This is a genomic window from Nannocystis sp., assembly GCF_016714285.1.
Taxonomy (GTDB): Bacteria; Myxococcota_A; Polyangia; order Nannocystales; family Nannocystaceae; genus Nannocystis.
On sequence record NZ_JADJNN010000014.1, the window covers coordinates 14,189 to 39,425 of the forward strand.

At 71.8% G+C, this 25,237-nt stretch carries 21 protein-coding genes; 9 read left to right on the forward strand and 12 right to left on the reverse strand.

Annotation, left to right across the window (positions count from 1 at the left end; all coding sequences use genetic code 11):
* Positions 1–54 precede the first annotated feature (54 nt).
* A complete protein-coding gene (locus IPJ59_RS23390) occupies positions 55–1,443 on the forward strand; it encodes an ATP-grasp domain-containing protein (protein ID WP_293273361.1) in 1,389 nt (462 codons plus the stop codon).
* Between the two features lie 33 nt (positions 1,444–1,476).
* On the opposite strand, the gene IPJ59_RS23395 is transcribed toward IPJ59_RS23390, so the two are convergent.
* From IPJ59_RS23395 to IPJ59_RS23415, 5 genes are all read right to left on the reverse strand, one after another.
* Positions 1,477–2,097 carry a hypothetical protein gene (locus IPJ59_RS23395; RefSeq protein WP_293273362.1) on the reverse strand — a complete coding sequence of 207 codons (621 nt, stop codon included), beginning with the start codon at positions 2,095–2,097 and terminating at the stop codon, positions 1,477–1,479.
* A gap of 122 nt (positions 2,098–2,219) precedes the next feature.
* Positions 2,220–2,909, reverse strand: a complete 690-nt coding sequence (locus tag IPJ59_RS23400) for a DUF4276 family protein (RefSeq protein ID WP_293250595.1) — start codon at positions 2,907–2,909, stop codon at positions 2,220–2,222.
* Between the two features lie 10 nt (positions 2,910–2,919).
* Positions 2,920–4,020, reverse strand: a complete 1,101-nt coding sequence (locus tag IPJ59_RS23405; protein ID WP_293273363.1) for an AAA family ATPase — start codon at positions 4,018–4,020, stop codon at positions 2,920–2,922.
* Between the two features lie 57 nt (positions 4,021–4,077).
* Positions 4,078–5,265 (reverse strand): PEGA domain-containing protein, encoded by a 1,188-nt coding sequence (locus IPJ59_RS23410; RefSeq protein ID WP_293273364.1) that lies wholly within the window; start codon positions 5,263–5,265, stop codon positions 4,078–4,080.
* A 10-nt stretch (positions 5,266–5,275) separates the two neighbouring features.
* The gene (locus IPJ59_RS23415; protein ID WP_293273365.1) at positions 5,276–7,792 is read right to left on the reverse strand and encodes a serine/threonine-protein kinase; all 2,517 of its coding nucleotides are present in this window, start codon (positions 7,790–7,792) and stop codon (positions 5,276–5,278) included.
* 82 nt (positions 7,793–7,874) lie between these two features.
* Between IPJ59_RS23415 and IPJ59_RS23420 the strand changes: the two genes are divergently transcribed.
* Positions 7,875–8,858, forward strand: a complete 984-nt coding sequence (locus tag IPJ59_RS23420) for an exonuclease/endonuclease/phosphatase family protein (protein ID WP_293273366.1) — start codon at positions 7,875–7,877, stop codon at positions 8,856–8,858.
* Between the two features lie 75 nt (positions 8,859–8,933).
* Here the strand turns inward: IPJ59_RS23420 and IPJ59_RS23425 are convergent, their stop codons facing one another.
* The gene (locus tag IPJ59_RS23425; protein ID WP_293273367.1) at positions 8,934–9,710 is read right to left on the reverse strand and encodes a YkgJ family cysteine cluster protein; all 777 of its coding nucleotides are present in this window, start codon (positions 9,708–9,710) and stop codon (positions 8,934–8,936) included.
* 188 nt (positions 9,711–9,898) lie between these two features.
* On the opposite strand from IPJ59_RS23425, the gene IPJ59_RS23430 reads away from it, so the two are divergent.
* Positions 9,899–11,986, forward strand: coding sequence for a YfaP family protein (locus IPJ59_RS23430; RefSeq protein WP_293273368.1), 2,088 nt, complete (start codon positions 9,899–9,901; stop codon positions 11,984–11,986).
* Positions 11,987–12,013: 27 nt separating this feature from the next.
* Here IPJ59_RS23430 and IPJ59_RS23435 read toward each other — a convergent pair whose 3' ends face one another.
* The gene (locus tag IPJ59_RS23435; RefSeq protein ID WP_293273369.1) at positions 12,014–13,192 is read right to left on the reverse strand and encodes a hypothetical protein; all 1,179 of its coding nucleotides are present in this window, start codon (positions 13,190–13,192) and stop codon (positions 12,014–12,016) included.
* A gap of 66 nt (positions 13,193–13,258) precedes the next feature.
* Between IPJ59_RS23435 and IPJ59_RS23440 the strand changes: the two genes are divergently transcribed.
* The 4 genes from IPJ59_RS23440 to IPJ59_RS23455 all read left to right on the forward strand — a co-directional run bounded on the left by IPJ59_RS23440 (position 13,259) and on the right by IPJ59_RS23455 (position 19,183).
* Positions 13,259–14,056 carry a BtpA/SgcQ family protein gene (locus tag IPJ59_RS23440; RefSeq protein ID WP_293250616.1) on the forward strand — a complete coding sequence of 266 codons (798 nt, stop codon included), beginning with the start codon at positions 13,259–13,261 and terminating at the stop codon, positions 14,054–14,056.
* A 189-nt stretch (positions 14,057–14,245) separates the two neighbouring features.
* The gene (locus IPJ59_RS23445; protein ID WP_293273370.1) at positions 14,246–15,664 is read left to right on the forward strand and encodes a hypothetical protein; all 1,419 of its coding nucleotides are present in this window, start codon (positions 14,246–14,248) and stop codon (positions 15,662–15,664) included.
* Positions 15,628–17,316 carry a hypothetical protein gene (locus IPJ59_RS23450; RefSeq protein WP_293273371.1) on the forward strand — a complete coding sequence of 563 codons (1,689 nt, stop codon included), beginning with the start codon at positions 15,628–15,630 and terminating at the stop codon, positions 17,314–17,316. Before IPJ59_RS23445 ends, IPJ59_RS23450 begins: the two co-directional genes overlap by 37 nt.
* A gap of 28 nt (positions 17,317–17,344) precedes the next feature.
* Entirely contained in the window at positions 17,345–19,183 is a 1,839-nt protein-coding gene (locus IPJ59_RS23455; protein ID WP_293273372.1) for a hypothetical protein, read from the forward strand.
* Here the strand turns inward: IPJ59_RS23455 and IPJ59_RS23460 are convergent.
* Together IPJ59_RS23460 and IPJ59_RS23465 are read right to left on the reverse strand one after the other, a co-directional pair.
* Entirely contained in the window at positions 19,173–19,796 is a 624-nt protein-coding gene (locus IPJ59_RS23460) for a hypothetical protein (protein ID WP_293273373.1), read from the reverse strand. The genes IPJ59_RS23455 and IPJ59_RS23460 overlap by 11 nt on opposite strands.
* Before the next feature lie 7 nt (positions 19,797–19,803).
* Positions 19,804–20,550 (reverse strand): esterase family protein, encoded by a 747-nt coding sequence (locus tag IPJ59_RS23465; protein WP_293250628.1) that lies wholly within the window; start codon positions 20,548–20,550, stop codon positions 19,804–19,806.
* A 191-nt stretch (positions 20,551–20,741) separates the two neighbouring features.
* Here IPJ59_RS23465 and IPJ59_RS23470 point away from each other — a divergent pair, with 191 nt between their 5' ends.
* Positions 20,742–22,298, forward strand: a complete 1,557-nt coding sequence (locus IPJ59_RS23470; RefSeq protein WP_293250631.1) for a DUF4215 domain-containing protein — start codon at positions 20,742–20,744, stop codon at positions 22,296–22,298.
* Positions 22,299–22,347: 49 nt separating this feature from the next.
* Here the strand turns inward: IPJ59_RS23470 and IPJ59_RS23475 are convergent, their stop codons facing one another.
* The 3 genes from IPJ59_RS23475 to IPJ59_RS23485 are packed head-to-tail and all read right to left on the reverse strand — an operon-like array spanning position 22,348 to position 24,498.
* Positions 22,348–22,950, reverse strand: coding sequence for a hypothetical protein (locus tag IPJ59_RS23475; RefSeq protein WP_293273374.1), 603 nt, complete (start codon positions 22,948–22,950; stop codon positions 22,348–22,350).
* A gap of 20 nt (positions 22,951–22,970) precedes the next feature.
* Positions 22,971–23,681: a metallophosphoesterase family protein gene (locus IPJ59_RS23480; RefSeq protein WP_293273375.1), complete on the reverse strand. Its 711-nt coding sequence runs from the start codon at positions 23,679–23,681 to the stop codon at positions 22,971–22,973.
* Positions 23,682–23,700: 19 nt separating this feature from the next.
* The gene (locus tag IPJ59_RS23485) at positions 23,701–24,498 is read right to left on the reverse strand and encodes a mechanosensitive ion channel domain-containing protein (RefSeq protein WP_293273376.1); all 798 of its coding nucleotides are present in this window, start codon (positions 24,496–24,498) and stop codon (positions 23,701–23,703) included.
* Between the two features lie 99 nt (positions 24,499–24,597).
* Here IPJ59_RS23485 and IPJ59_RS23490 point away from each other — a divergent pair, with 99 nt between their 5' ends.
* A complete protein-coding gene (locus tag IPJ59_RS23490; protein ID WP_293250643.1) occupies positions 24,598–25,236 on the forward strand; it encodes a DUF47 domain-containing protein in 639 nt (212 codons plus the stop codon).
* The last annotated feature ends 1 nt before the right edge of the window (position 25,237 follow it).

The following is a 25,237-nucleotide window of genomic DNA, read 5'->3' on the forward strand; positions in this document are numbered from 1 at the left end:
CGGTGGAAGAAGGGCGATCGGGAGGGGGCGAGCGTGGCATCATCCGCCGCGCGCATGTCGACCCACGTCCTTTACGTCGCCCCATTCTACAGCGCCAACATCCTGCAATGTCTCGCCGCGCTCAATTCGCTGGCGGATGTGCGGGTCGGGCTTATCACCCACGAGCCGATCGATCGCCTCCCCGAACGCTACCGTTCCACGATCGCGGGGCACTACCAGATCGCGGACTGCCTCGACGCCGAGCAGCTCGGCGCCGCGGCGCTGGCGTTCAAGCGCGACTGGGGCCGCGTCGACCGCCTGATCGGTTTTCTCGAACAGATGCAGGTGCCGCTGGCGGCGGCCCGCGACCGCGTGGGCATCCCCGGGATGAGCGAGGCGGTTGCGCACAACTTTCGCGAGAAGAACCAGATGAAGAAGGTGCTGCGTGCGGCGGGCCTGCCGGTGGCCCCGCAGGCGCTGCTCGGTTCGGCCGAGCAGGCGCGCCGCTTCGTCGCCGAGGTCGGATATCCGGTCGTGCTCAAGCCGCCGGCGGGGCTCGGCTCGAAGGGGACGGTGCGGGTGGTCGACGACGAGGGCCTGGAGGCCGCGCTGGCGGCCCTGTTCGTGACCCCCTCGAACCCGGCGCAGGCCGAGGCGTTCGTGAAGGGCGAGGAGCACACCTTCGAGACGATCACGATCGACGGCAGGCCGGTGTGGCACTCGTCGAGCTACTATCTGCCGGGTCCGCTCGAGGTGCTCGAGAACCCGTGGATGCAATATTGCGTGCTGTTGCCGCGCGAGCAGCTGCAGCCGCACGCGGCGGCGTTTCGCCCGATCAACGTCGCGGCCCTGACCGCGCTCGGCATGGGCACCGGGATGTCGCATATGGAGTGGTTCCTGCGCAAGGACGGCTCACCCGTGATCAGCGAGGTCGGGGCGCGCCCGCCCGGTGTGCACCTGATGCCGATGATGGGGATGGCCCACGACGTCGATATGTGGGCCAAGTGGATCGAGCTGATGGTGTTCGACCGCTTCGAGGTGCCGGAGCGCCGCTACGCCTGCGGCGCGGCGTTCTTCCGCGGCCAGGGCCGCGGCCAGATGGTGACGGCGGTCGAGGGCGTCGACGCGGCGCAGGAGCAGGTCGGCAAGTACGTGGTCGACGCGCGCCTGCCCAAGGTCGGCCAGCCGCGGGCGTCGGGCTATGAGGGCGAGGGCTACGCGGTGGTCAAGGCGCCGACGACGGCGCTGGTGGTCGAGGCGCTGCGCGGGCTGGTGAAGAATGTGCGCGTGGTGATGGGGGTAGGAGCGGAACGATCGGTGGTGCGGGCGACGTCGCCCGCCGAGCCGGATGTCCGGAAGGGCCTCGCCCTCAACACGGCCTACACCGGGGGGCGCGGACTGGCATTCGCGGTTGGGCGCGTGGCGACCCTGGGCCCCTGGGGCGCGACATGGCATTCGCGGTAATGGGCGCGTGGGGACCCTGTGTGGAGATACTGGCTACCGCCTCCGGTAGCTCAGGCGGTAGCGGATAGGTGTCTTCAGGCGGTCACCCTCGATGGTGGTCGAGGCGGTGAGATGGGCGCCGTCGTCGCTGAGGATGAAGGTGTTCGTCGTGGTGCCGCGCTCGCCGTGGATCGTCTCGACCAGCTTCGACACGCTGGCGAGGTGGTGCTTGACCTTGGCGCTGCGGCCGTCGCGGGTGACGGTGACGGCCGGGCCGTCCAGGGTCGTGCGAATGCTGGTGTCTCGACGGATGATCGTGGTCTTGCCGCCGGCGTATTCGATGGTGATCGTCGGGACCACCGGGTCGCGCTCCGCGAGCTTGCGGCGGGCCAGGCTGCGGGAGATCAGGTCGAGGTCGGCGAGGGCTGCGTCGATCGCCGCGTGGGCGGCCTTGCGTTGCGCCTCGCCGCCGGAATAGGCGAAGACGCCGACGAAGCGCTCGATCGCGGGGGGCGCTGGCGGGGCGGGAGCTGGCGGGGATTCGGGCGCGGCGGTGGTGGTGGGCGCGGGCGCAGGGACCTCGTCGGGTGCGAGGTCTTGCGGTGGTGGTTCCGGCGCGGACGGAGGGACCGTCGCGGACGTTGTGGCGGGCTCGGGAGGGACCGCGGGCGTCACCGTCTCCGGAGGGGTCGCAGGCGCGGCGGGCTCGTGCGCGCGGCAGCCAGCGAGCGTTGCCACGAGCGACGCGACCAACGGGGCGAAGTTTCGCATGGGCACACGATCGCGGTACGTCGGTTTCATGGTCGGAGACCGGCGAGCGCCTCGATCTGCGTGAGCCAGGCGCTGAAGCGGGGGCACGCGGCTCGAACTGCGCGCAGGTCGAGCCGCGCGCCCAGGCGGGGGGCGTGGGCGGCGGAGCTGCGGCCCTTGACGTAGCGCGGACAGTGCTGCTGTAGCCGTTTTGAAGGGGCGGTGGTCGGCGAGTCGTTGATCGACTCGCAGCCCTTGCACTCGGTCACGATGGTCTCGAAGATCCCGGTCTGTTCGGGCATTCCAAGGGTCTCTGCCAGGGTGCCGGGTTGGGCGAAGAACAGCGCCTCGAGCTCGTGCATTTGTATGTAGGGGACGAAGCGCTCGGCGTCGGCGCCTGCGGCCTTCACGACGCCCTCGCGCAGCCTTGTCTCGATACCGTCGACGCCGCGTGTGGCTTTGGTTGTCGGCACGAAGTCCCAGCCGAGGCGCTGGCCGCTCGGCAGCCCGTAATAGTCGAAGAATGTCGATACGTAGGGACGTCGGCGATCGGCGAGGAAGCGCGCCAATTCCTGGCACATATTGTCGAAGGCGCGAAACTTCATGCCGCCCTTGGCGGGGCCCTTGCCGATGACGGGGACGTGGAGGTCGATGCCGAGGGTGGCCAGGTGCTCGGCGAGGAAGGGATTAAAGAAGCCCGCTTCGGAGAAGCCCTCGACGACGAGGAATAGGGTCACGCGCGCCATGTCAGGGGTTGGTCTCGATGACGTTCTTCTCGATCAGGTCGCCGAGGGTGTAATCCTCGAGCCAGCGCTCGAGGTTTGCGGCGTTCATGCGCTCGAGTTCGGTGGCGCCGTCGCGGCGCAGGACGACGACGAGGTCCTCGGGCTCGAAGTGATCGACGAGCTGCGGTGACTGGGTCGAGACGACGATCTGGGTGTTCGCCGAGACCTCGTGGATAAGCGCCGCGAGGACCCGTAGCGCGACGGGGTGGAGGCCGAGCTCGGGCTCGTCGATGACGATCGTGGCCGGCGGATCGGGCTGGAGCAGCGCGGTGGCGAGGGCGATGAAGCGGAGCGTGCCGTCCGAGAGCTGCCAGGGCTGGAACGGGAAGGTGCTGGCCTTTTGGCGCCACTCGAGGCGGAGGACCTCGCGGGGGCCGAGCATGCGAGGCTCGAGGAGGAAGTCGTCGAAGTAGGGGGCGACGATCTGGATCGTCTCGCGGATCCGCTGGTAGATGGTGGGGTGCTGCTGGTGGAGGTGCGCGAGGAAGGGGGCCAGGTTGCCGCCGTCGGCGGCGAGCTCGCGATGGTCGGAGGAGTCGGCGTCGCGCCGCATTTTGGAGGTCATGCTGGTGTCGTGGAAGTGGTAGACGATCCAGCTCGAGATCGCGGCGTAGACGTGGTGCGCTCGATCGCCTACACGGGTGGCCGTGTCCTGCTTCCAGTCGCTGACATATGCCTCGTATGTGCCACCGGGCAGGAGCAGCGTCTTGTTTGCGTCGTTCAACGAGAGGATAGCAAGATGGTCGATCATCAATTCACTGCTCGCGGTCGGCTTGAGGCCGAATCCGAAGCCGTGTTCTCCAAAGGACACCTGGGCCTCGATCATCGGCGTCACCTTGGGTCCTTCAAAGAAGAACCCGTCGCCGCCGCCGCTCGCGGTGACGAATGCTCGCAGTCCGTCGAGCGCGAGGGCGCGGAGCATGCGGAAGAAGTCGACGACGTTGCTCTTGCCGGCGCCGTTGGCCCCGATCAGGATGTTGCGCTGGGTGAGCGGGAAGTCGCGCAGCTCGCGGATCGACTTGAAGCCGAGGATGGTCAGCTTGTCGAGGGACCTCTTCGGCATCGCGGGGCGAGCTTCGCTCAGCGTGGTGGCGGGCGCAAGCGTTGTGGTGGGCTTCGCTCAGCGGGTGGTGCTCGCGCTGCGGCGGCGGGCTCGGTGCATGCGGATCGCGCCGATCGTGGTGAGCACGGCGCCGGTGGTGAGGGCGGCGGCGCCGGGCCACATGATCTGCAGCTCGCGGCGGCAGTCGTTGCCGGTGCAGCCGAGCGGGATGCGGCGGTCGTCGAGGGCGAGCAGGGTGACGCCCAAGATCGCCAGGGGGACGCCGAGGGCGAGCAGGAGGCGGCCGCTGGGCGGCGGGGTGGGCGTCGGGGTCAGCGTGATCTGCAGGGTGCTGCGCTCGCCGTCGACGAGGGAGACCTCGCGCTCGCTGATCTGGTGGCCGGGGAGGGTCGCGCGGACGCGGTGGGGTCCGGGGCTGGCGGCGCGCTCGAAGGGGGCGCGTCCGGCGGGGAGTCCGTCGAGATCGATCTGGGCGCCGGGCGGGTCGCTGCGGACCTCGAGCATTGCCGGCGTGGCCGGCTTTGTCAGCAGCGGGGCGAGCAGGCCGGCGGCGCCGTCGGCGAGGCGGGCGCGGGCCTCGGCGAGCCCGCACAGGGCGCAGCGCTCGGCGAACTCGGCGACGACGGTGTTGCTGCGGGTGTCGAGGAGCTCGAGGTGGAGGCTGTAATCGCGGTCGACGACGGAGAGGGTGGCGCGGACGATGTAGCGCAGGCCGATGGTGGCGCGCAGGCGGGCCAGGCAGGCCGGGTCGCTGCACTCGCCGGCGCCGAGCGGCGCGGCCTCGATGAGCGCGGCGCCGGCCCGGCGCAGGCCGTCGCGCAGGCTCTCGCGCAGGCTCGCGTCGGTGGCGGGCGGGAGGGCGTCGCCCTCGCGGCGGGGTAGCACGAGCACGCGGAGCTGGGCGCGGGGGCCGTCGGCGGGGGTGGTGACGGGGTCGGGGGCGGGGGTGGTGACGGCTGGGGTGACGGGGGCGGTGACGGTGACGGGGTCCGTGGCGACCGGGCCGGCGCTGGCGAGGGCGGGGGTCAGGAGGGCGACGATGGCGAGGCGAAGCGGGGCTGTCCGGAGGGACAGGTGTGGTGAATGTGGCGGGCGCTCGGTGGAGGGCTTTGGGGACAGATATGATGATATCGCCGTGCGCGACGGGGATGCCGTGGCTGGCTCTTGGGACAGGTATCGCAGATTGTCAGTAACTGTCCCTGGGGGCAGGTATGGGCAATACTCGGGGTCGATCCGCGGGGGCATGGGCATGATTTCACGGCGTGGGCGCGGTGGCGTCGATCTCGAGGCGGCGGCGGGCCCGGGTGTCGCCGAGCTCGAGGGCCTCCTCGTACTGGGCGCGGGCCTCGGCGGGGCGCTTCAGCTTGAGGTAGGCGTCGCCGAGGCGGGTGTGGTGTTCGCCGATCGTGGGCGCGGCGCGGGCGGCCTGGGCGGCCAGCTCGGCGGCCTCGCTGAAGTCGCCGCGGTCGAAGGCGATGTCGCTGAGGGCGGCCAGGGCGGTGGCCTCGCGCGGGGCGCCGGCGAGGGCCCGGCGGAACAGGCGGGCGGCCTCGTCGTCGTGACCGCGGCGGCGGGCGTTCTCTGCCTCCTCGATCAGCTCGGAGGGGTCGAAGGCGGGTTTGGGCCTGACGGCGGTCGGCTCGGCGGTCGGCTCGGCGGTCGGCTCGGCGGTCGGCTCGGCGGGCGGCTCGGGGCCGAGTTGTGGGTCGGGTTCGGGCTCGGGCTCGGGGGGCCGTGGTTCGGCCGCGGGGGCGAGCAGGCCGGAGCCGCGGGCCGCGGGGTCTTGCTGGGAGATCGGGGCGTCGCAGCCGACGGGGAGGGCGGCGAGCAGGGCGGCGAGCCGCGGGTCGTCGGGGTTGGCGAGGATCCGCAGCGGGGCGACGGCGGCGAGCTGCGCGGGCGAGAAGCCGCTGTGTTCGGCCTCGTCGCGCAGCTGGGCGAGCTGGCCCATGGTGAAGTTGCCGCGCTGCAGGGCCTGCTCGTGCTCGGGGCGGAACATCAGGGTCTGGGCGTAGAAGTCGCGGGCGAAGGGGCGGGTCTTCTCGGCGTCCCAGTAGCGCTGGCCGAGCTGCGCGAGCTGGGCGGCGAAGTGGTCGCGCAGGGCCTCGGATTGCCTGTGGGCGAGCTCGCTGGCGGGGCCGGCGATCCGCTCGAGCGCGACGACCTCGCGGATCGCGGCGGTGCTGGCCTCGGGCGCCGGGTAGATCCACGCGGCCTGGGCGGCGGCGCTGCGGGCCGTGCGGGCGTGCCTGGCGATGCGGGCGGCGTCGGCGGGCGAGGCTCCCGGCGGCGGGGTGCGGGCGAGGGCGACGGTGAGGACGACGAGCGTCAGGGCTGCGATCGCGGCGAGGCCGAGGCGCAGGCCGGTGGCGTGCGGGCGCGGGAGGAAGCGGCGCAGCTCGGCGAGCAGGACGTCCATGCTCGGGTGGCGCTGCGCGGGGTCGCGGGCGAGGCCGACGATGAGGGCGGCGTAGAGGCGGCGCGGCACGGGGCCGTGGCTCGGCGGGGGCAGCAGCTCGCCGGCGCAGACGTTGGCGGCGCGGTCGACGTAGGTGTCGCCGGCGAAGGGCGGGCGGCCGTAGAGGGCCTCGTGGAGGGCGACGCAGAAGCTGAACTGATCGCTGCGGGCGTCGGTGGGGGCGCCCTCGTGCTGCTCGGGCGACATATAGGCGGGCGTGCCGGCGATCTGGGCGACGCCCTCGGCGCTGGCGCGGGCCAGGCCGAAGTCGGCGACGCGAGGGACACCGTCGGGGCCGAGCAGGACGTTGTCGGGCTTGAAGTCGCGGTGGACCATGCCGGCGCGGTGGGCCGCGGCGAGGCCCTCACCGGCGGCGATGAAGCGGGCGAGCACGGGTTGCCACGCGGGTCGGTCCTCGCTGAGCCAGGCCCCGAGCGTGCGACCCTCGACGTACTCCATGGCGATGAAGGGGTCGCCCTCGTGCTCGCCGAGCTCGTAGACCTGGACGACGTTGGGGTGCGACAGCTGGGCCATGGCCCGCGCCTCGACGGTGAGCGGGGCCTGCTCGCCGGTGTTGCGGCCGCCGGCGTGGAGGACCTTGATAGCGACGCGCCGGCCGAGCTGCTCGTCGAAGGCGGCGTAGACGGTGCCCATGCCGCCGCGGCCGAGGCGACGCAGGACGACGAAGCGGCCGATCTGGCGCGGCAGGGCCTCGTCGTCGATCGCCCGCGCGGCGAGGGTGGCGTCGAGGCCGTCGCCTTGCTCGGCGGCGGTGGTCGCGAAGTCGCGGGCGCGGCCGGGGGAGGCGGTCGCGGTGAAGGAGGTGGCGGCGCGGGTCTCGACGAGCGGCGGGCGCTCGCTGGATTCACGGGTGCGATCGAGGTCGTCCGGGAGGTTGCCGAACGGTGGGCGCTCGCTCGAGTCGCGGAGGCGAGCGAGGGCGTCGGGGAGGGTGCTGTCCAGCGAGGTCCCGCCGCGGGTGACGGCTTGCGAGAGGTCGCGGGTGGGCGCTGCGTCGCGGCGGGTGGCGCCGGAGCTGGGGGCGTGGCTGGGGGCGTGGCTGGGGGCGTGGGTGATGCCCGAGAGCGGTGAGGAGGGGCGGCGGGTGAGATCGGGGATGACGATCTCGGGGATCACGGTGCGGCCGCTGAAGTCGCCGTCGGCCACGCGCGGGGGCTCCACGCGGGTGACGGGGGGCGTCTCGCGGGTGAAGCCCTGGGCGTCGTCGTCGTCGTCGTGCATCGCGGTGGCGAGGTGGGGCTCGCGGGGCGGCATGACGCCGGCGTTCGGCAGGGGAGATGGGCCGGGGGGCACGGCCGGACTATCGCCCGCGACCTGTGCATGCGCAACGGGTGTCGCGCCGCGATCGACGGTAACGCTGTGTTATCGTCGCTGCGTGATGCCTCGCGTCGTTCATGCCGGCCTCTTTTCTCTCCTCGTGGCGACCGCGTGCGGCGACGCCGGATCGACGGCGGAAACCGGCTCCACCGCCGCGGAGGCCACCGGTGAGAGCGGGGACCCGACGCCGACGACCGGGGACGAGGACACGGACACGGACGCCGGCACCGGCTCTGAAACTGGCAGCAGCACCGGGGAGCCGACGCCGCCGGTCACGCAGGGGACGCTGCAGCTGCTGACGTACAACGTCGCCGGTCTGCCCGAGGGGATTTCGGGGTCGATGCCCACCCTGTACATCCCGCAGATAAGCCCCCTGCTGAACCAGTACGAGCTGGCGCTGGTCCAGGAGGACTTCGCGTTCCACCCCGAGCTCGCGGCCGAGGCGGAGCACCCGTACCAGAGCGAGCCGCACCCGGACCTCGACGTGGAGAACTACGTGCTCGGCGACGGGCTCAACGAGTTCTCGCAGTACGCGTTCAGCCCGCTCGAGCGGGTGGCGTGGAAGCAGTGCAACGGCCAGCTCGATATGGGCTCCGACTGCCTCACGGACAAGGGCTTCTACCGCTCGGTGCACACGCTGGCGGAGGGGATCGCGGTCGACGTGTACAACCTGCACATGGACGCCGGCAGCTCGCCGGGGGACATCGCGGCGCGCGACGTCCAGGTCATGCAATTGGTCGAATATATCGCGTCGCATTCGCAGGATCGGGCGGTGATCGTCGCCGGGGACACGAACATGGACGAGGAGGACGAGGCGAGCCTGCAGGCGCTGCTGCTCGGCGCGGGGCTCACGGACGTGTGCCGCGCGCTCGACTGCGGCGACGAGTACCGGATCGACCGCGTGCTCTACCGCAGTTCGGCGCAGATCGCGTTGACGCCGATGAGCTGGGCGATCGACCCGAGCTTCGTCGATCCGATGGGCAACGCGCTGTCGGACCACGAGGCGCTCGGGGTGGTGATCGGGTGGGCGTGGATCGGGTGAGGCGGCTGGACTGAACGAAATTCTCGATCCTGGAATTGAGAATTCTTACCCTGATTTCTGTCGTGATATGCTGATTCAGGCGTCGGGCGAGGCGCGGTGGGCTGCCGCGAATACGGCCTCGTCGGCGAGCACGCGGGCGGCGATATGCTCCGCGTGGAGCGCGATCTCCAGCGCCGGGATGAGGTCGAGTTCGCGGATGGTGAGCCCCAGGGCGGAGAACGCGGCCACGGCGCTCTGCCAGATCAGGCCGGAGGCGTCGGCGCGGACGGCTCCGCGGGGGATCAAGGCGGTCCTGTCGTTGGCGAGGAAGCCGCGGCGGCACGCGGGCTCGTCGAAGGAGTGCCACTTGCGACAATTGAGCGGTCGCACCGCATATACGATGCAATTACCGTCGACGTTGAGCGGGCACATCACGGGGCCGTGCGGGTCCGATTCGCGGGCTCGCCGGTGCTCGCCGATCCGCGCGGCGAGGGCCGCGGTTTGCTCGGGGTTCAGGTTGGTATGAAGATATGCCGCGATCGACGCGGCCTCCGGCGCGATCAGGGAGACCGGCGTGGTGCAGCAATGATTGCACCCCGGTTGACAGGCGAGGCGGAGCCGACGTTTGCCGTCGTTGAATTCGAAGACCTGCTCGCGCGGCTGGGCGTCCGCCAGCTCGTCGTAGCGACGGTGCCACTCCGTGACCGCGGCGAGCAGGCCGGCGGGGGTGTCGGGGGCGGATTCGAATGCCCGCAAGATGAAGTACACGAGGTGGCGGTGGGCTCGCAGGAACCGCTCGGGACACGCCGGGCTCGGGACAAATCCATGGCGGGCGAAGAGGGCCTGCATGTCCTGTGGCTCGCTGGGCTGCATGGGCACCTCCGGTCCGGCTGCGGCGCATCCTCTCACTCTGGTCCCCGCGGGTCCACGCCCCGGTGCGCGATTACCCCCAGGGGCCTGCGCGGGGCTGCCCGAGCCGGTTTTCACCCGTAGCAGGCGCCGCCCCTTGTGGCGTAGGCTTGCCGGCCGCCGGCGCTGACGCGGGCACGAGAGGGAGATCCATGGACCACACCGACCTGACTGGCTCTGAGGCTGACCCCGAGGCATTCGACGAGTTCCCGGGCCTGCTCGCCGCTGTGCAGCGGCGATTCGCGGCGCACGCCGAGGGCCCGCTGTTCTTCACGGATGCGACGGGGCTGTGGCCGCTGTTCCTCGATCACATCCCGACGGCGCTGCGGCAGCACTACACCTGCAACGCGTGTCGACACTTCGTCGAGCGTTACGGGGCGCTGGTGGCGATCGACGATAAGGGGCGCCTGCACTCGGCCCTGTGGGGTGAGGCGCCCGCGGGTTTCGAACGTGCGTTCAAGTTGATGGCGGAGGCGGTCACCACCGCCGACCCCTGCGGGGTGCTGGTGCCGGCGACGCAGGTGCTGGGGACGCCGGTCTCGCCGGCGAAGGCCGACGGCACGGTGTGGACGCACTTCGCGGTCACCGTACCGCACGCACACAGCCACGCGCTGCTGAGCGCGTCGCAGGTGCAGGCCGAGCGCAAGGAAGATCGGGGCATGCTGGCCCGCGGGCTCGCCGAGTTCCCGCAGGCGCTCGTCGAGCGGGCGCACGCGCTGCTGACCTCGGGCACGCTGTACCGCTCGGAGAAGTGCATCGGCGTGGCGACCTGGCTGCTGGAGCTGCACCGCTCGCTCGCGGGGGCGAAGACGCAGCGGCACTGGGACGCCCTGGTCTGGCGCGCGGCGGCCACGGCCCCCGCGGGCTTCGCCCACGTGCGCAGCAGCATGATCGGCACGCTGCTGGAGGACCTGGCGAATGGCCTGGACAGCGCCGCGATCAAGCGCCGCTTCGACGAGAAGATGGCCCCGAGCCAGTATATGCGGGCCCAGGTCGCGCCCACGGCCGGCAACATCGCCCAGGCCGAGAAGGTGATCGCGGCGCTCAAGGCGACCGGGGCCCTCGACCGTCGTTATGCTCGGCTCGCGGACCTGACCTGCTTCCTGTGGCGCCCGCGGCCGGCGCAGGCGAATGTGCAGCCGGGCAGCGTGTTCGGGCACCTGACGCCCAAGGCGAAGTCGCCGTCCGGCAAGCTGGCGCTGCCGCAGCAGACGCTGACCTGGGAGAAGTTCGTCCGCACCGTGCTGCCCGAGGCGATCGCTATTGAGGCCCAGGTGCCGGCGGTGTCCGATCGCTTCATGGCGCTGGTCACGGCGGCCAGCGCCGACGCCCCGCCGATCCTCCAATGGGACGCGGAGGGCCAGCGCAATCCGCTGAGCTGGTATTACCACGCCGGCATCGACGCCGAGATCAAGCGCCGCGTCGAGGGCGCGGGCGGACAATATGAAGGTGTGGACATTCGCGCCTCGCTGCTGTGGGATAACCGCAACGACCTGGACCTGCACGTGATCACGCCGGCGCGGGAGCACATCTACTTCGGGGCCAAGCGCTCGGGCTGCGGCGGCTGGCTGGACGTCGACATGAATGTGCGCGGCGAGACGACGACGCCGGTCGAGAACATCCGCTGGGCCCGCGGGGCGGCGCCGCACGGCCGTTACCGGATCTACGTGCAGAATTACCGCTTCCACGAGCCGAGCCGGCTGGCGACGCCGTGGAAGGTCGAGGTCGAGATCAGCGGCGAGATCTATCATTTCACCGGCGTGATCTCGCCGGGCCAGCAGACCGGGGGCGCCTCGGATATGACGGTGTTCGAGTTCGACTACGAGCCCGGGCAGCGGCTGACGCAGGCGCCGCGCCACGCGGTGCCGCAGCAGCAAGGGACCGGTCAGTGGAATGTCCGCGCGGGCGCGTGGGTCCCGGTCACCGCGATCGTTTCGTCGCCGAATCTGTGGGGCGAGCGGCCGCTCGTGCAGCACGGCCGGCACACCTTCTTCCTGCTGGAGGGCTGCCGTGACACCGCGGCTGGGCGCGGGCGCGGCTTCTTCACCGAGACCCTGCGCAGCGACTTCCATGCGATCCGCGCCACGCTCGAGGCCTTCAATAGGACGGCCGAGATCGCCGGGGCAGACGAGGCCGAGGCCTGCGGCCTGGGGATGACGGACCAAAAGCCGTGGAACCTGGCCCTGCGGGTCACCACGGCGAACGCGGTGGCGAGCTATGTGCTCGACCGCTGGGACTGAGCGCGTGCATGGGGCAGTTGGCCCACGTCACTTGCGGGCGCAGGCGGCGAGGGTCTCGGCGGCGACGGTGGCGACCTCGCGGGGGGCGCCCGCGGGGTCGTGGCGGAGGTCGAAACCAGTGATCGCTGCGATCGCGTTGAGGGCGAGGACCTCGCTGCGGGCGGCCGACGGCTCCTTCTTCCCGGGGGCGAGCTGCGCGAGCAGGGCGGGCATATGCTGGGCGGAGCCCAGCAGCGCGGCCATCCCGAGCATTCGCTCGCGCACATACCAATAGCCGTAGTCCTCGCCGCGCGCGTGGGCCTGCCAGAACAGGCGGGCGAACACGGCGCGGGCGGACCGGTCGCTGGGGTCGACGGCGCCAGCGCTGGGATCGTCGCTGACCGCCTCGATGAGGGTCTGGAGGGCGGTCTGCGCGATCAGCAGGGGGACGCCGTCCTGCTGGTCCGGTCCGCTGCGCTCGTAGCCGGCGAAGTGGCGCTCGACGCCGTGTCCGCCGTGATCGCCGAGGCGCAGGGCGAGGTGGTAATCATGGGAGCTGCCGGTGCCTTGGCTGGAGAAGCCTGTCCCCGGCTTGGGGGGTGGCTCGTGCTCCTCGATCTCGACGTGGGCCGCGGCGCGCAGGCGAGCGAGCAGCGGGGTCACCTTCTTCGCCTTGACCGCGCCGCGGTAGATATGCAGCGTGCCGGCCGAATCCTCGGCGTAGGGGTCCTTCTCGGCGTTTTGGCGGTCCCGCTGATAATGGTTGTAGGCGAGCAGGACCAGGACATAGTCGCCGTCGGCCTGGCGATCGAGGCTGCCGAGGGTGAGCGAGCCGCCGTGGCCGCTGCTGCTGGCGAATACGACGGAGTCCAGCTGCTCGTCGAGGCGGTCGCAGCCGTCGCGGATCTCCAGGCGCCCGGCGGGCCAGCTGCGGTGCCACTGTTTGCGGATCTCGGCGTGCAGGGTCGATCGTGCCTTGGTGGTCGGCTTGCGGCAGGCGCGGGCAGGGTCGGTGGGGACCAGCGCCGGGAGCAGGGTCGGGGGCTCGGCGACGTAGCTGCACGCGGGAGCGGCGTGCACGGGCACGGGCTCGGCGGGCGCGGCTGCCACGGGCGCGGGGGTGGGAGCTTGCGAGGGTGCGGGCGAGGGTGGGGGCGTCGGGGGCTCCGCCGGCGTGCACGCGAACAGTGACAGCGACAACCAGGTGGTGGCACGCGACTTCATCATCGCGGTCCAGGGTATCAGGCGATCGGGGGCGGTCGCTCGCGGAGCTTCTGGGGTAGGATCGCGCCCATGACTGCGACTCATCGGCCGCGCCTGTGCGGCGTCTTGCATCTGCCTCCGCTGCCTGGCAGCCCGCGCGCGAGCGATGGGGCCGGGGCGATCGCCCGGGCCGCGGCGCGCGACGCCCGGCTGCTGGTGGCGGCGGGCTTCGACCTGGTGATCGTCGAGAATTTTGGCGACGCGCCGTTCTTCCGCGGCGCGGTGCCGGCGATCACGATCGCGGCGATGACGGCCTGCGCGCTGGCGGTGCGCGAGGCGTGCCCGCAGCTGGCGCTCGGGATCAACGTGCTGCGCAACGACGCCGCCGCGGCGCTGGCGATCGCGATCGCGGTGGGGGCCAGCTGCGTGCGGGTCAACGTGCTGTCGGGGGCGCGGGTGACCGACCAGGGGGTGATCGAGGGGCGCGCGGCGGAGCTGCTGCGACTGCGGCGCGAGCTCGGCGGCGACGGGGTCGAGATCTGGGCCGACGTGGCGGTCAAGCACTCGGCCCCGCTGGCGGCACGCGAGCTCGGCGAGGAGACCCGCGACCTCGTGCAGCGGGCGCTGGCCGACGCGGTGCTGGTGACCGGCAGCGGGACCGGCGAGGCGGTCGACCTGGAGCGGCTGAAGTCGGTGCGGGCGGCGGCCGGGTGGGCGTCGGTGCTGGTCGCGAGTGGGGCGACGGTCGAGGGGTTGCCGGGGCTGGCGGGGGCGTGCGACGGGGTGATCGTGGGCAGCGCGCTGCGGGCCGACGGGCGCGCAGGGGGTCCGGTCGACGGCGAGGCGGCGCGGCGCTTCGCGGGGGCGTTCCGGGCGGTGTTTGCGTAGCGGGGCTTCGCGTTCGTGTCGCGCGGCGGGTCGCGGTGACGCGGCGCCGACCTTCGCATTGGCTCGCGGGCGCGGGGCGGTCGTGGCGGTCGCGGGCGCACGCCGTTCTGCGCGGAGCTGCGGCCCTGGGGGCGGCAAAGATCGCGGTCCGGTTCCCCTGTGCCGTGGTTTGTGCGAGCGTCCGCGGGCGTGTTGCCGCTGATCATCGCGTTGGCGCTGGCCCCCGCGCCGAACTGGGTCGAGCTCGATCGGCCGAGCTTCGAGGCGCTGCGCCACAGCCCGGCCGAGGTGACGGTCCCGGCGTGGGCGGCCGCCCGGGTCGTGAGCGTGACGCCGGTCGCCGACGGGGTGCTGCTGCGCGCGCGCTGGACCCTGCGCTCCCTGTCCCCGAGGGCATGGTTCTCGGGACAGGTCCTCGGGGACATGCCGGGGCTGCGGGTCGAGTCGGTGCTGTGGGACGGGCGGGCCGCGGCGACGGCGGTGGGCTCGGAGGGGGTGACGGTGACCGGGCAGGTGAGCGGGCAGGCGACGATCGAGGTTGTCGCGTTCGTGCCAGGCGACCCGGTGCGCGCGGCGCTGCGGCTGTTGCTGCTGCCGGCCGTGCGCGGGGAGCTCGAGGCGAGCGCGCCGGCCGGGCTGGTGCCGCTGCTGCAGGCGCCGGGCGAGGCCACGCCGCTCGAGCGGCAGGCGCCGAGGGCCGTGGCTGCGCCGACGCGCAGGCGAGGTGGTGCGGCGCGAGGTGGTACGGGTGCGGGTGCCGGTGCGGGTGCGCCGGGTGCGGGTGCAGGTGCCGATGCTGCGGGCGCAGCTGCGGCGCCGCAGGGGCCGGCGGGTGACGTGCCGCTGCGCTTCCTCACCGCGGCGGGGCAGCTTGACCTGTCCTTTGGGGCAGCTCCGGCGGCGCCCGGGGACGCGGCGGCGGTAGTGGTCGCGCGGGCGGGGCTCGGGCTGACGGTCGGCGACGCGGAGCTGCGCGGGCGCGGGCGTTTGGTGTGGGAGCTGCGGCGCGGGGCGGTGTCGGCGGTGCAGTTCGCGGCGCCGGGGCTGCCGGCGGACGCCGAGGTGACCGGGCCCGGCGTGCGGGCCGTGCAACGCAATGGCGAGACAATACGGGTCGAGCTGCAGGCGCCGGTGAGCACGCGGCTCGAGCTCGAGCTGCGCTGGAGCGCGGCGATCGGCAAGGCGACCGAGTCGCGGGTGGCGCTGCCGCAGATCCGCTTCGACGAGGTGTTCCGGGCCGAGACCAGCTTGCAGCTCGCGCGCGACGGCGAGGTCGAGGCCGTGCCGACGGCGACGGGGTGGACCCCGAGCTCGGCGGCGGCGCTGCCGGTGTGGGGTCAGGGGCTGGTCGAGGGCACGCCGACGGCGGCGTTCATCGCCAGCGGCGGCGGGGTCGGCGGGGAGCTCGAGCTGCTGCGCTTCGTGCCGATCGAGGGGCCGCCGGTGGTGGTCGATGTCGCGGCCTACACGATCGCCACCAGCCGCGAGGGGCGGGCGCTGATGCGGGCGCACTACGAGGTCCGCAACGAGCGGGCGGCGTCGCTGAAGATCCGCCCGCCTCAGGGTTTTCGGTGCTCGGGGTGCGGGTGGCCGGCGAGACGGCGGTGATCGCCCGCGACCGCGACGGGGCGTGGCGGGTGCCGCTGCAGCGGTCGGTCGACACGGTGTCGGGGCTGCTGTCGTTCCCGGTCGAGGTGGCGCTGCTCGGCGACGCGGCCGCGGGCGCGTGGGCGCGGCGGGAGAAGCGGGAGCTGCCGCTGCCGCGGCTCGACGCGCCGGTGGCGGTGACGCGGGTGACGCTGCACCTGCCGCCGGGCTATCGCTCGCGGCTGAAGCCGGGCGAGGGCGAAGTGGTGGCGGCGTTCACCCGCGGCGAGGGCATCCACTACGGGCTCGGGGTCGGCGAGGTCGGGGCGGCCGAGGCCGACGCGCTGTTCCAGAGCGCGGTGAAAGGTTGGCTCGGCAACGACTTCGACAAGGCCCAGGCGGACCTCGATCGCCTGCGCGCGCTGGGGGCGAAGAACGAGAACATCGAGCGCCTGCAGGGCAACCTCGACCTCATCTCGGGCAAGGAGAAGGACGGCAAGGCCAACGCCGGCAAGCAGGACGAGAGCGTGAACCGGCGGATCCGCGAGCAGGCGCGGGCGCGGGCGGTCGACGACCAGGTCGCTGTGCAGGCGCTGCAGCAGGAGGCCGAGAAGAGCCGGCAGGCGGGCGACTACAAGGCCGCGGAGAGCCAGTATCGCAAGGCGCTCGAGGTCGGCGACAAGCTGGCGAAGCTCGAGCAGCGCGAGTCGGTCGAGCAGTCGAGCGTCAACGCGGCGCTGCAGAGCGAGCTCGAGGTGACCAAGAAGGAGGCCAGGGCGGTGCGCCAGGTCCAGGTCGCGAGCAAGAGCCGGCGCAAGTTCGGGTTCAAGGGCAAGGCCGGGGGCGCGAGCAAGTCGACGCCGACGAGCAGCTTCGGCGACGATGATGGCGGGCGACCGGTCAGCGACAACAAGACGCCGCCGCGCGACGCCGAGGAGAGCAACGGCGCGAGCGACCAGGACGGCGACGGCTACATGTTCGAGCTCGACGAGGCGCCGACGAGCGAGTCGCGCAACGCCCCGGTCACGTCGGCCGACGTGGGGGAGGGCAATGTGCGGTCGCCCGGGCAGGGCGTGAAGGGGCGGGGCGGCGAGGTCGTGACGCCGGAGCCGATCGAGATGCCGCCCGAGGAGCAGGCGGCTGTGACCACGCCGGCCGCGGTGGACCTGCCGGTCGGCGGCACCAACCGCTCCTTCACGGCGGTGCTCGACGTGACGTCCACCGCCACCAAGGACGCGGTGGGGGTGCGCCTCGCGGGTACCACCGGGGCCGAGTCGCGGTACCAGGTGGACGGGGCCAACGCCACGCAGCTGACGCCGCCGCCTGCGCCCGCGCCGATCGTGGCCGAGACCATCAGCCTGCCGGGCGTGAGCCGCGGGGGCCTGTTCGGGCGGGCCCGCCAGGCGCGCGCGAGTCGTCGCAGCAAGCGCGACACGATGACCGCGGACTCGCCGAAGCCGATGGACCCGGCGAAGCCGGTCGGCGCGGCCGGGCCGGCGGAGAAGAAGCCGGAGCCGCAGGGCCTGCCCGCGCCGGTGGTGACCGCGTCGGCGCTATCGGTGGTGGTGCCGGCGATCGGCGAGGCGGTGCTGTATCAGCGCCTGCTGCTGCCGGCCGACGCCGCCCACGCGGTCGAGGTGTCGGCCCGCGAACCACTCATTTCTCGTGACTGAATCGTTCGACATGACCCAAAGGACAGCCATGCGCAGCTCGCTCGTCAGCCTCGCCACCTTGCTCACCGTTGTGTTCGCCAGCCCCGTCGTCCGCGCCGTCCAGGAGCCGGAGCGCGTGATCATGAAGCTCGACGAGTTCCTCAAGCTCTACGAGAAGAACCGGGCCGAGGAGGTGCAGGCGCCGCTCGACTTTGCGATCTCGTCGGCGCGCTACGTCGGCGAGGTCCAGCTCAAGGACGGCGAGCCCTACGCGGCGGTGTTCAGCGCCAAGCTGCGGATCGACGTGCTGCGCAGCAAGGGCTTCGTCAAGGTGCCGGTGCTGCCGGCCACGGTGGCGCTCGAGTCGGCCAAGATCGGCGCGGCCGAGGCGGACGTGGTGATCGAGAACGGCTACTACACGCTGGTCACGCAGCAGCGCGGGGCGCTGATGCTGGACCTGACCTTCGCGGTCGCGGTGACCTCGGCCGAGGGCGCGAGCGGGCTCGAGTTCCAGCTGGTGCCGGCGGGCGCGACGACCACGCAGCTGTCGGTGCCGGCGCGCGACGACCTCGACTTCACGGTGACCAACGCCAAGCTGCAGTCGGACAAGGTGCTCGGCGAGAAGCGGGTGGTCGAGGCGACGCTGCCGTCGACCGGCTCGCTGGCGATCCGCTGGCAGCGCGAGATCCCGAAGGCGGCGCAGCAGGCCGCCCGGGTGTTCGCCGAGGTGCACACGCTGGTCGCGCTCGGCGACGGCCTGATGCGGGCGACGACCACGGTGAACTACACGATCCTGTTCGCCGGCGTGGAGCGCCTGCAGCTCAAGATCCCCAAGGGCATGCAGATGCTCGACGTGATCGGCAACGGCGTGCGCGACTGGAAGCTCGACCCGGAGGGCAACCTCAACGTCACGCTCAACTACGCGGCCAAGGGCGTGTACCCGCTGCGCTTCGAGATGGAGCGGGTGATCGGGCCGAAGGCGGAGGGCCTGGCCGCGCCGATCGCCGGGCCCGTCGGGGTCGACCGGGTCAAGGGCTTCGTCGGCGTCGAGTCGCGCGGCAACCTCGAGATCAAGGCCGGCGAGGTCAGCAACGCGACGCCCGTCGATGTGCGCGCGCTGCCGGCGGCGATCCTCGGGATCACGAGCCAGCCGGTGCTGCTCGGCTACAAGTACCTCGCGGGCGAGGTTGCGATCCCGCTGTCAGCGTCGCAGCACGAGGATGTCGACGTGCTGGTGACGCTGCTCGACGAGACGCGGGCGCGGACGATGTGGACCCGCGAGGGCCGGCGCCTGACCTCGGTGAAGTACAGGATCCGCAACAATCGGCGCCAGTTCCTGCGCCTGGCGCTGCCCAAGGGCGCCGAGCTGTGGAGCGCCTCGGTCGGCGGGCGCGCGGTCCAGCCGGCGCGGGCCAGCGACGCACGGGTGATGGTGCCGCTGGTCCGCTCGCAGGCCGCGGGCGGCGAGCTGGCGGCCTTCGAGGTCGAGATCGTGTACGTCGAGGCCGGGGCGGCGCCCAGCGCCGGTGGGCGCGGCGACTTCAAGGCCGAGCTGCCGCGGCCCGACGCGCCGAGCACCTACGTGGCGTGGACCGTGTATGCGCCGCTCGACGCCAAGGTGCGCCGTTTCACGGTCGATGGGACGCTGCGCAAGGTCCGGTATCTATCGAACCCGATCCCGGCGGAGGACATGAATTATGTGCAGACCGCCAACCCCGAGGTGAATCAGCAGGCCCAGACCCAGGCCAACACGGGCTCGCTGGGCGACGGCGCGGTGCCGGTGCCGGTGAGCCTGCCGCTGCAGGGCCGCGAGGTCCACTTCGAGCGCCTGCTGGCGCTCGATGAGCCGCTCGAGATCGAGTTCAAGTATCGCGGCCTCAAGCGATAGGTCGGCGCCGGGCGAGCGCTCGCAGGCGCTCGCGGGCGAGGGCGTGATCACCGGCGTCGTCGCGGATCTCGGCGAAGATGTCGGGGTGTTTGGTGATCGACGGCGGCTTGATCTTCCAGCGGAAGATCAGCGACTCGCAGGCGTGGTAGCGGACGAGGTACTGGGCGTCGGCGACGGCGACGAGCAGGGCGGCCTCGGCGTCCCGGCCGGCGAAGTGGCGCAGGCCGATCGCGGCGTCGAAGCGACCGGCGCCCCAGGACTGCTGCGGGTCGATCGCCTGCAGGACGGCGATCAGGTGGCTGGCGAGCGCGGGCTCGCGGTGCCTCTGGTGCAGGGTGACGGCCAGCCACACGCGCTCGTTGCCCGCGCTGCGATCGAGAGCGGCGCGCACGGCCGCGGCGGAGTCGTGGTCGTCCATCGCCGCGAGCGCCCGTGCGGCGTGGACGTCGCCGAGCGCGAGGCCCTGACGCAGCATGGCGAGCGCGTCGGCCCGGGCGGCGCCGCGGAGGCGGGTGACGAGCTCGACGCCGAGGCCGTCGTGCCAGATCGACTTCTCATCGCCGAAGGTCCGGAGCTTCCAGGCCAGCCACGCGGCGCGTCCGGCCTCGCTCATGCCGGCCTCACATGCGCGCGAGCAGGCGCGGGAGGTGCATGGCGACCTGCTTCTTCCAGTAGTCCCAGTCGTGCCGCGAGTCGCGGCCCCAGATATCGGCCTCGCTGGGGATCTGCTTGTCGCGCAGGAGCCGGGCGAGGGCGATGGTCTCCTCGATGCAACCCTCCTCGTAGGGGCCCTGGCCGCACACCAGGGTGATGTGCGTGCTCTTGCGGACGCGATCGAGGTGCTCGCCCTGCAGGCCGGGCAGGAAGGCCAGCGGGTTGTTGAAGTACAGCTCCTGGCTGTTCTCGCCGTTGGTCAGCTCGGTGGTGAGATAGCGGCCGCTCATGCACAGGGCCTGCTTGAAGGTGCCAGGCTCCTTGAGCGCGAACAGGGCCGAGTAGGTGCCGCCGAGGCTGCAACCGACGGCGGTCATCGGCGCGTCCGGCCAGCGGCAGTCCTCGCGGACGAAGGGGACCAGAGTGTCGGCGACGAAGCGCTCGTAGGCCTGGTGGCGCCGCATGCGCTGGGCGAGCGTGCTGTCCTTGGCGGTCCACACCTCGGAGACGTTGCTCTCGGGGCAGTAGAGCTTGACGCGGCCGCCGTTGATCAGCGGCGCGAGCACCTCGAGCATGCCCTGGCGATCCCACTCGTGGGCGAAGCCGGCGGCGGACGGGAACACGATCACCGGCGGCCCGAAGTGGCCATAACACCACAGGTGAACCTTGCGGCCCATGGCCGGGCTGTCGAGCAGGATGTGGCGAGGCGGCATGCGGTTTTTTAGCGGATCGCGCGCTCGATTGTCCAGGCCGCTCGTGCCCGACCGCGGGCTGCAGGCCACCCATCGGCGCCGCGATGTCGTGCAGCGCGGCAGCGCGGCCTTGAGGCCGGACAGAAGCCCGGCCGCCGCAGGAGCGACCTTACTCCTTGCCGGGGCTGACGGACCTGCGAGAGGCTCGCAGGATGCTCCTACGCACCCGCGTCTTCACGCTTGCGCTCGCCTCCCTCGGACTCGTCGCCTCCGCCTGCGGCGGGGGCGAGGAGGTCAGCGCGAGCGGGTTCACGACCCTGCCCGTCACCACCGATGAGATGGGCTCCACCAGCGCTGCGAGTGAGTCGACTGGCGGCGCCGTGTCCGTCACCGTGACCACGCCGACCAGCGGCGTCACCGAGGGCGGCAATGTCTGTGGTGACGGCGCCGTCGGCGACGGCGAGGAGTGCGACGACGGCAACGCCGATGACACCGACGATTGCCTCAGCACCTGCGTCGCCGCCAAGTGTGGCGACGGGGCCGTGCTGGCCGGGACCGAGGAGTGCGACGACGGCAACAAGGAGGACACCGACGATTGCCTCGGCACCTGCGTGGTCGCCAAGTGTGGCGACGGGGCCGTGCTGGCCGGGATGGAGGAGTGCGACGACGGGAACAAGGAGGACACCGACGCCTGTCTCAGCACTTGCGTCGCCGCCACCTGCGGCGACGGCTCGGTGCAGGTCGACGTCGAGGAGTGCGACGACGGCAATAAGGACGACAGCGACGCCTGCGTCGGTGTGTGCAAGGCGGCCGCCTGCGGCGACGGCCTGATCGAGGTGGGCGTCGAGGCCTGCGACGACGGCAACATGATCGACGACGACGCCTGCGGCAACACCTGCGCCCTGGCGTCCTGCGGCGACAAGATCGTGCAGGCGCCCGAGGAGTGCGACGACGGCAACATGGACGACACCGACGCCTGCAGCGCCATGTGCATCAACGCCAAGTGCGGCGATGGCTTCATCCAGATGGGCGTCGAGACCTGCGACGACAAGCTGGAGACCAAGACCTGCGACAGCGACTGCTCGGCGCCGATGTGCGGCGACAAGCTGCTCAACAAGGCCGCCGGCGAGACCTGCGACGACGGCGGCGATTCGCTGGCCTGCGACAAGGACTGCACGCCGGCCATGTGCGGCGACAAGGTTGTGAACATGGCCGCGGGCGAGACCTGCGACGACGGCAACATGCTCAACACCGACGCCTGCGTCACCGGCTGCAAGACCGCCAAGTGCGGTGATAGCTTCGTGCAGGCCGGCGTCGAGGAGTGCGACGACGGCAATATGGTCGACAACGACGCGTGCAGCAATACCTGCAAGAGCCAGGCGTGTCCGCAGGCGGTGTTCGTGTCGACCTGGAACGGCTGGAAATACTACAAGGTCCCCGTCGTCGGCCAGATGACCGACAACAACGTCCGCGCCGCCTGCGAGGCCTGCGGCCTCAAGGCGCCGTGCCAGTCGGTCGACGCCTGCGCCTACAACGACAACATCTGCACGCAGACCGGCAACGAGGTGTCGTGCGGCAACCCGATGCTGGGCCTGGCGCAGTTCACCTGCAACGGGCAGTCCCCCCCGGGCTGCCCCGCGCTCAATGGCGTGTTCCAGTACATGGGCAACAAGTGGCTCGGCGCCTGCGGGGCGCAGAACGGCCAGTGGTGCGTGCAGGGGAACACCGCGAACAACCAGAACGGCCTGTGCGTGGCGCTCAAGCCGTGAGCGCGGGCGACACTGCGATGATACGTCCCGCGCTGCCGTGATTGCGTCGTTACGACGCCGTCCGGCGCGCGGCGACGGGAGTGCGAGCATTGAGCGCGAGCAGCAGCAGGGCCGCGGCGACCGCCACGTCGAGGGCGATGCCCATGTGCAGCCCGCGCAGCGCCTGCATGCGCAGCCACAGGCCGGTGGCGGCGATGAGCAGCGCGCCCCAGCGGACCAGCCAGCGCAGCGAGAGGCCGCCGCGCGCGCTGGCAGCGGCCTCGGCCGAGGCGTAGAGGTAATAGCCGCTGCTGACGAATGCGAAGCCGATGAAGCTGAGCGCGGCGACGGGCTTCGGCGCGGAGATCAGGCTGACGCCGATCAGGAAGATCATGCCCTGCATCACCGATATCGGTAATTGGACGAAGGGGATCGCGGTCTGCTCGTCGCGCAGCAGGTGGCCGACGGCGACGGCGAGGCCGAACAGCTGCGGGCAGGCGATCATCACCAGGACGGTCAGGCCGCCGAGCGGGCTCTCGCGCAGCAGCGGCAGCAGGATGTCGAGCAGGCTCTCGCCGCCCTGGGTGATCGGCAGGGCGATCGTGGCGAACAGGGTGAGGCCGAGGACGGCGTGCGTGCGGGGGACCGGGGGTGATCCTGTCCTGGGGGGCATCCGGGCACGCTAACAGGAAACTATGCGCGGTGGATCTCGACGCTGCGGGCGGCGGTGTCGATCGTGACGTGGGTGCGGCGGCCGCGAGCGCAGGAGCCGGTGTTGACGATGCGGCCCTCGGGCAAGCGGTGCAGGTGCGGCACGTGGGTGTGGCCCATGACGACGAGGTCGGCCGCGTGCTCGCGCAGGAGGGCCCGCGCGGCGCGGGCGTAGGGGCCGTCGATGTGGCCGAAGCGGCGGTGCTTGATCGCCACGTCGCGGCCCTCGAACCACTGCGCGAGCGGGCGCAGGCCGGCGCGGCGCAGGCGGCCGGTGAACCAGGTGGCTGCCTGGGCGGCGGCGCGGGCCCGCTGGAACACGGGGTCGAACTGGTGGCCGTGGATGAACAGGACGCGATAGCCGTCGGCGCTGATCTCCAGGGTCTCGGGGGCGCCGAGCTCGGGACCGGCGACGGCGTCGTGGTTGCCGTGGATGTAGTGATATTGCGGGCCGCGCAGGCGTTCGCACAGCGCGGGCACGCGGGCCCTCGCGCGGGCCAGCTCGGCCGCGGCGACGCGGCGGCCGGGCAGCAGCGCGTGCTCGGTCTGGTAGATGTCGCCGACCAATATGATGCGATCGTGGCTGCCCTCGAGCTGGTCGAGGAAGGCGAGGAAGGCGGATTCGCGGTGGCGAAACTCGTCCATGTAACCGTGGGCGCCGATGTGAAAGTCGGACAGGGCTGCGATGCGCATGGCCGCGGGTGCTCAGGGGCTAGAGGCCGGCGTGGTCGCGGGGCTCGTCGTGGCTGGCGCCGTGGTTGGCGCTGTGATTGGCTGCGGTGAAGCTCGCGTGCAGGCGCTCGACGACGTCGCTGCGGTAGCGCTCCTCGTGTTCTCGGTCGAACAGGAAGCCGCGGATGCGCAGGCACAGGCGGGTGACGCTGCCGTGGAGCGGGGCGAGGTAGACCTCGGGCGCGACGCGGGGTGAGGCGAAGCGGCTGAGGGCGGCGGCCTGGCGGGCGAGCAGGGTGGCGCGTGCGGGCTCGAGGTCGGCGGGGATCTCGACCTCGATCTCGCAGGGGGTGTCGCGCGAGACGACGTTGAGGCGGATGACGGTCTCGCTGGTGAAGCGCTCGTAGGGGACGATCGCGTCGGTGCCGTCGGGGGCGCGGAGGGTGAGGGCGCGGACGCCGAGGGCGACGACGCGGCCCTTGACCAGGCCGACCTGGAGGTCGTCGCCGATGTGGTAGCGCAGCTCCAGGGCGAACACGAGGCCGTGGAAGACGTTGCGCAGCCAGGGCAGGGCGGCGATCGCCAGCACGACCAGGCCGAGGGCGCGGCCGAGGGCGCGGGGGCCGTCGAAGTCGGGGACCAGGCGGCCCTCGAGGATGAAGACGATCGGGCCCCACACGGCGATGTGCAGCAGCGGGATCCACGGGTGGAGCTGGCGGAAGGCGCCGACGTGGGAGATCCGGCGCAGCAGCAGGCTCACGGCGAAGCCCGCGGTCAGCAGCCCACCCACGTACAGGATGGGCAGCAGCGAGGCGACCAGGGCGGTGCCGCTGAACATGGCGTCAGGATGCCACGAAGGCTCCGCGCGGTGGCCGCGCGATCCCGTGATGGACAGGCACAGGGGGGGTCGGATAGGGTCCCGCGCGGAGAAGCGCCCATGGGCCTACAAGACGTCATCCGATGGATCCTGCCGCGAGAGGACGTGTTCTACACGTTGATCGAGCAGCAGGGCGTGCTGCTCGAGGAGGCGGCGAAGGCCCTGGCGGAGTTCGGGAAGGGCGACTCGGCCGAGCGCATCCGTGAGCTGGTCCAGGACATCGAGCACAAGGCCGACGCGATCGTCTACGACACCGAGGAGCAGCTGGCGCGGGTGTTCGTCACGCCGATCGACCGCGAGGACATCCAGCTACTGTGCGCCTCGATCGACGACATCGTCGACCTGATCAACCTGACGGCGCGGACCTTCGTGCTGTTCGGGGTGCCGAAGCCGACCCCGCCGATGGTCGCCTTGATGGAGCTCCTGGTGGTGATGGCGGGGGTGATCCGTGAGGCCCTGCCGGCGCTGCGCCGGCACGACTACGCGGCCCTGATCGCGGCCGGGCGGGTGATCAAGGACCACGAGAAGAAGGGCGATCAAGTGTTTCGCAACGCGGTCGGGGCGCTGTTCCACGACCCTGACATCGACGCCAAGGTGCTGCTGCGCGACAAGGAGGTGCTGGAGGACCTGGAGAGCGCGATCGACAGGTGCGAGACGGTCGCCGAGCGGCTCAAGAATCTCGCGGTGAAGCATGGTTAGC

What these genes read in the sequence shown, in the direction of transcription:
- IPJ59_RS23390 (WP_293273361.1), top strand. Translation starts at nt 55, where the DNA reads ATGTCGACCCACGTCCTTTACGTCGCCCCATTCTACAGCGCCAACATC.
- IPJ59_RS23405 (WP_293273363.1), bottom strand. Translation starts at nt 4,020, where the DNA reads ATGCCGAAGAGGTCCCTCGACAAGCTGACCATCCTCGGCTTCAAGTCG.
- IPJ59_RS23410 (WP_293273364.1), bottom strand. Translation starts at nt 5,265, where the DNA reads ATGCCCCCGCGGATCGACCCCGAGTATTGCCCATACCTGCCCCCAGGG.
- IPJ59_RS23425 (WP_293273367.1), bottom strand. Translation starts at nt 9,710, where the DNA reads ATGCAGCCCAGCGAGCCACAGGACATGCAGGCCCTCTTCGCCCGCCAT.
- IPJ59_RS23430 (WP_293273368.1), top strand. Translation starts at nt 9,899, where the DNA reads ATGGACCACACCGACCTGACTGGCTCTGAGGCTGACCCCGAGGCATTC.
- IPJ59_RS23435 (WP_293273369.1), bottom strand. Translation starts at nt 13,192, where the DNA reads ATGATGAAGTCGCGTGCCACCACCTGGTTGTCGCTGTCACTGTTCGCG.
- IPJ59_RS23440 (WP_293250616.1), top strand. Translation starts at nt 13,259, where the DNA reads ATGACTGCGACTCATCGGCCGCGCCTGTGCGGCGTCTTGCATCTGCCT.
- IPJ59_RS23455 (WP_293273372.1), top strand. Translation starts at nt 17,345, where the DNA reads ATGCGCAGCTCGCTCGTCAGCCTCGCCACCTTGCTCACCGTTGTGTTC.
- IPJ59_RS23460 (WP_293273373.1), bottom strand. Translation starts at nt 19,796, where the DNA reads ATGAGCGAGGCCGGACGCGCCGCGTGGCTGGCCTGGAAGCTCCGGACC.
- IPJ59_RS23465 (WP_293250628.1), bottom strand. Translation starts at nt 20,550, where the DNA reads ATGCCGCCTCGCCACATCCTGCTCGACAGCCCGGCCATGGGCCGCAAG.
- IPJ59_RS23470 (WP_293250631.1), top strand. Translation starts at nt 20,742, where the DNA reads ATGCTCCTACGCACCCGCGTCTTCACGCTTGCGCTCGCCTCCCTCGGA.
- IPJ59_RS23475 (WP_293273374.1), bottom strand. Translation starts at nt 22,950, where the DNA reads ATGCCCCCCAGGACAGGATCACCCCCGGTCCCCCGCACGCACGCCGTC.
- IPJ59_RS23480 (WP_293273375.1), bottom strand. Translation starts at nt 23,681, where the DNA reads ATGCGCATCGCAGCCCTGTCCGACTTTCACATCGGCGCCCACGGTTAC.
- IPJ59_RS23485 (WP_293273376.1), bottom strand. Translation starts at nt 24,498, where the DNA reads ATGTTCAGCGGCACCGCCCTGGTCGCCTCGCTGCTGCCCATCCTGTAC.
- IPJ59_RS23490 (WP_293250643.1), top strand. Translation starts at nt 24,598, where the DNA reads ATGGGCCTACAAGACGTCATCCGATGGATCCTGCCGCGAGAGGACGTG.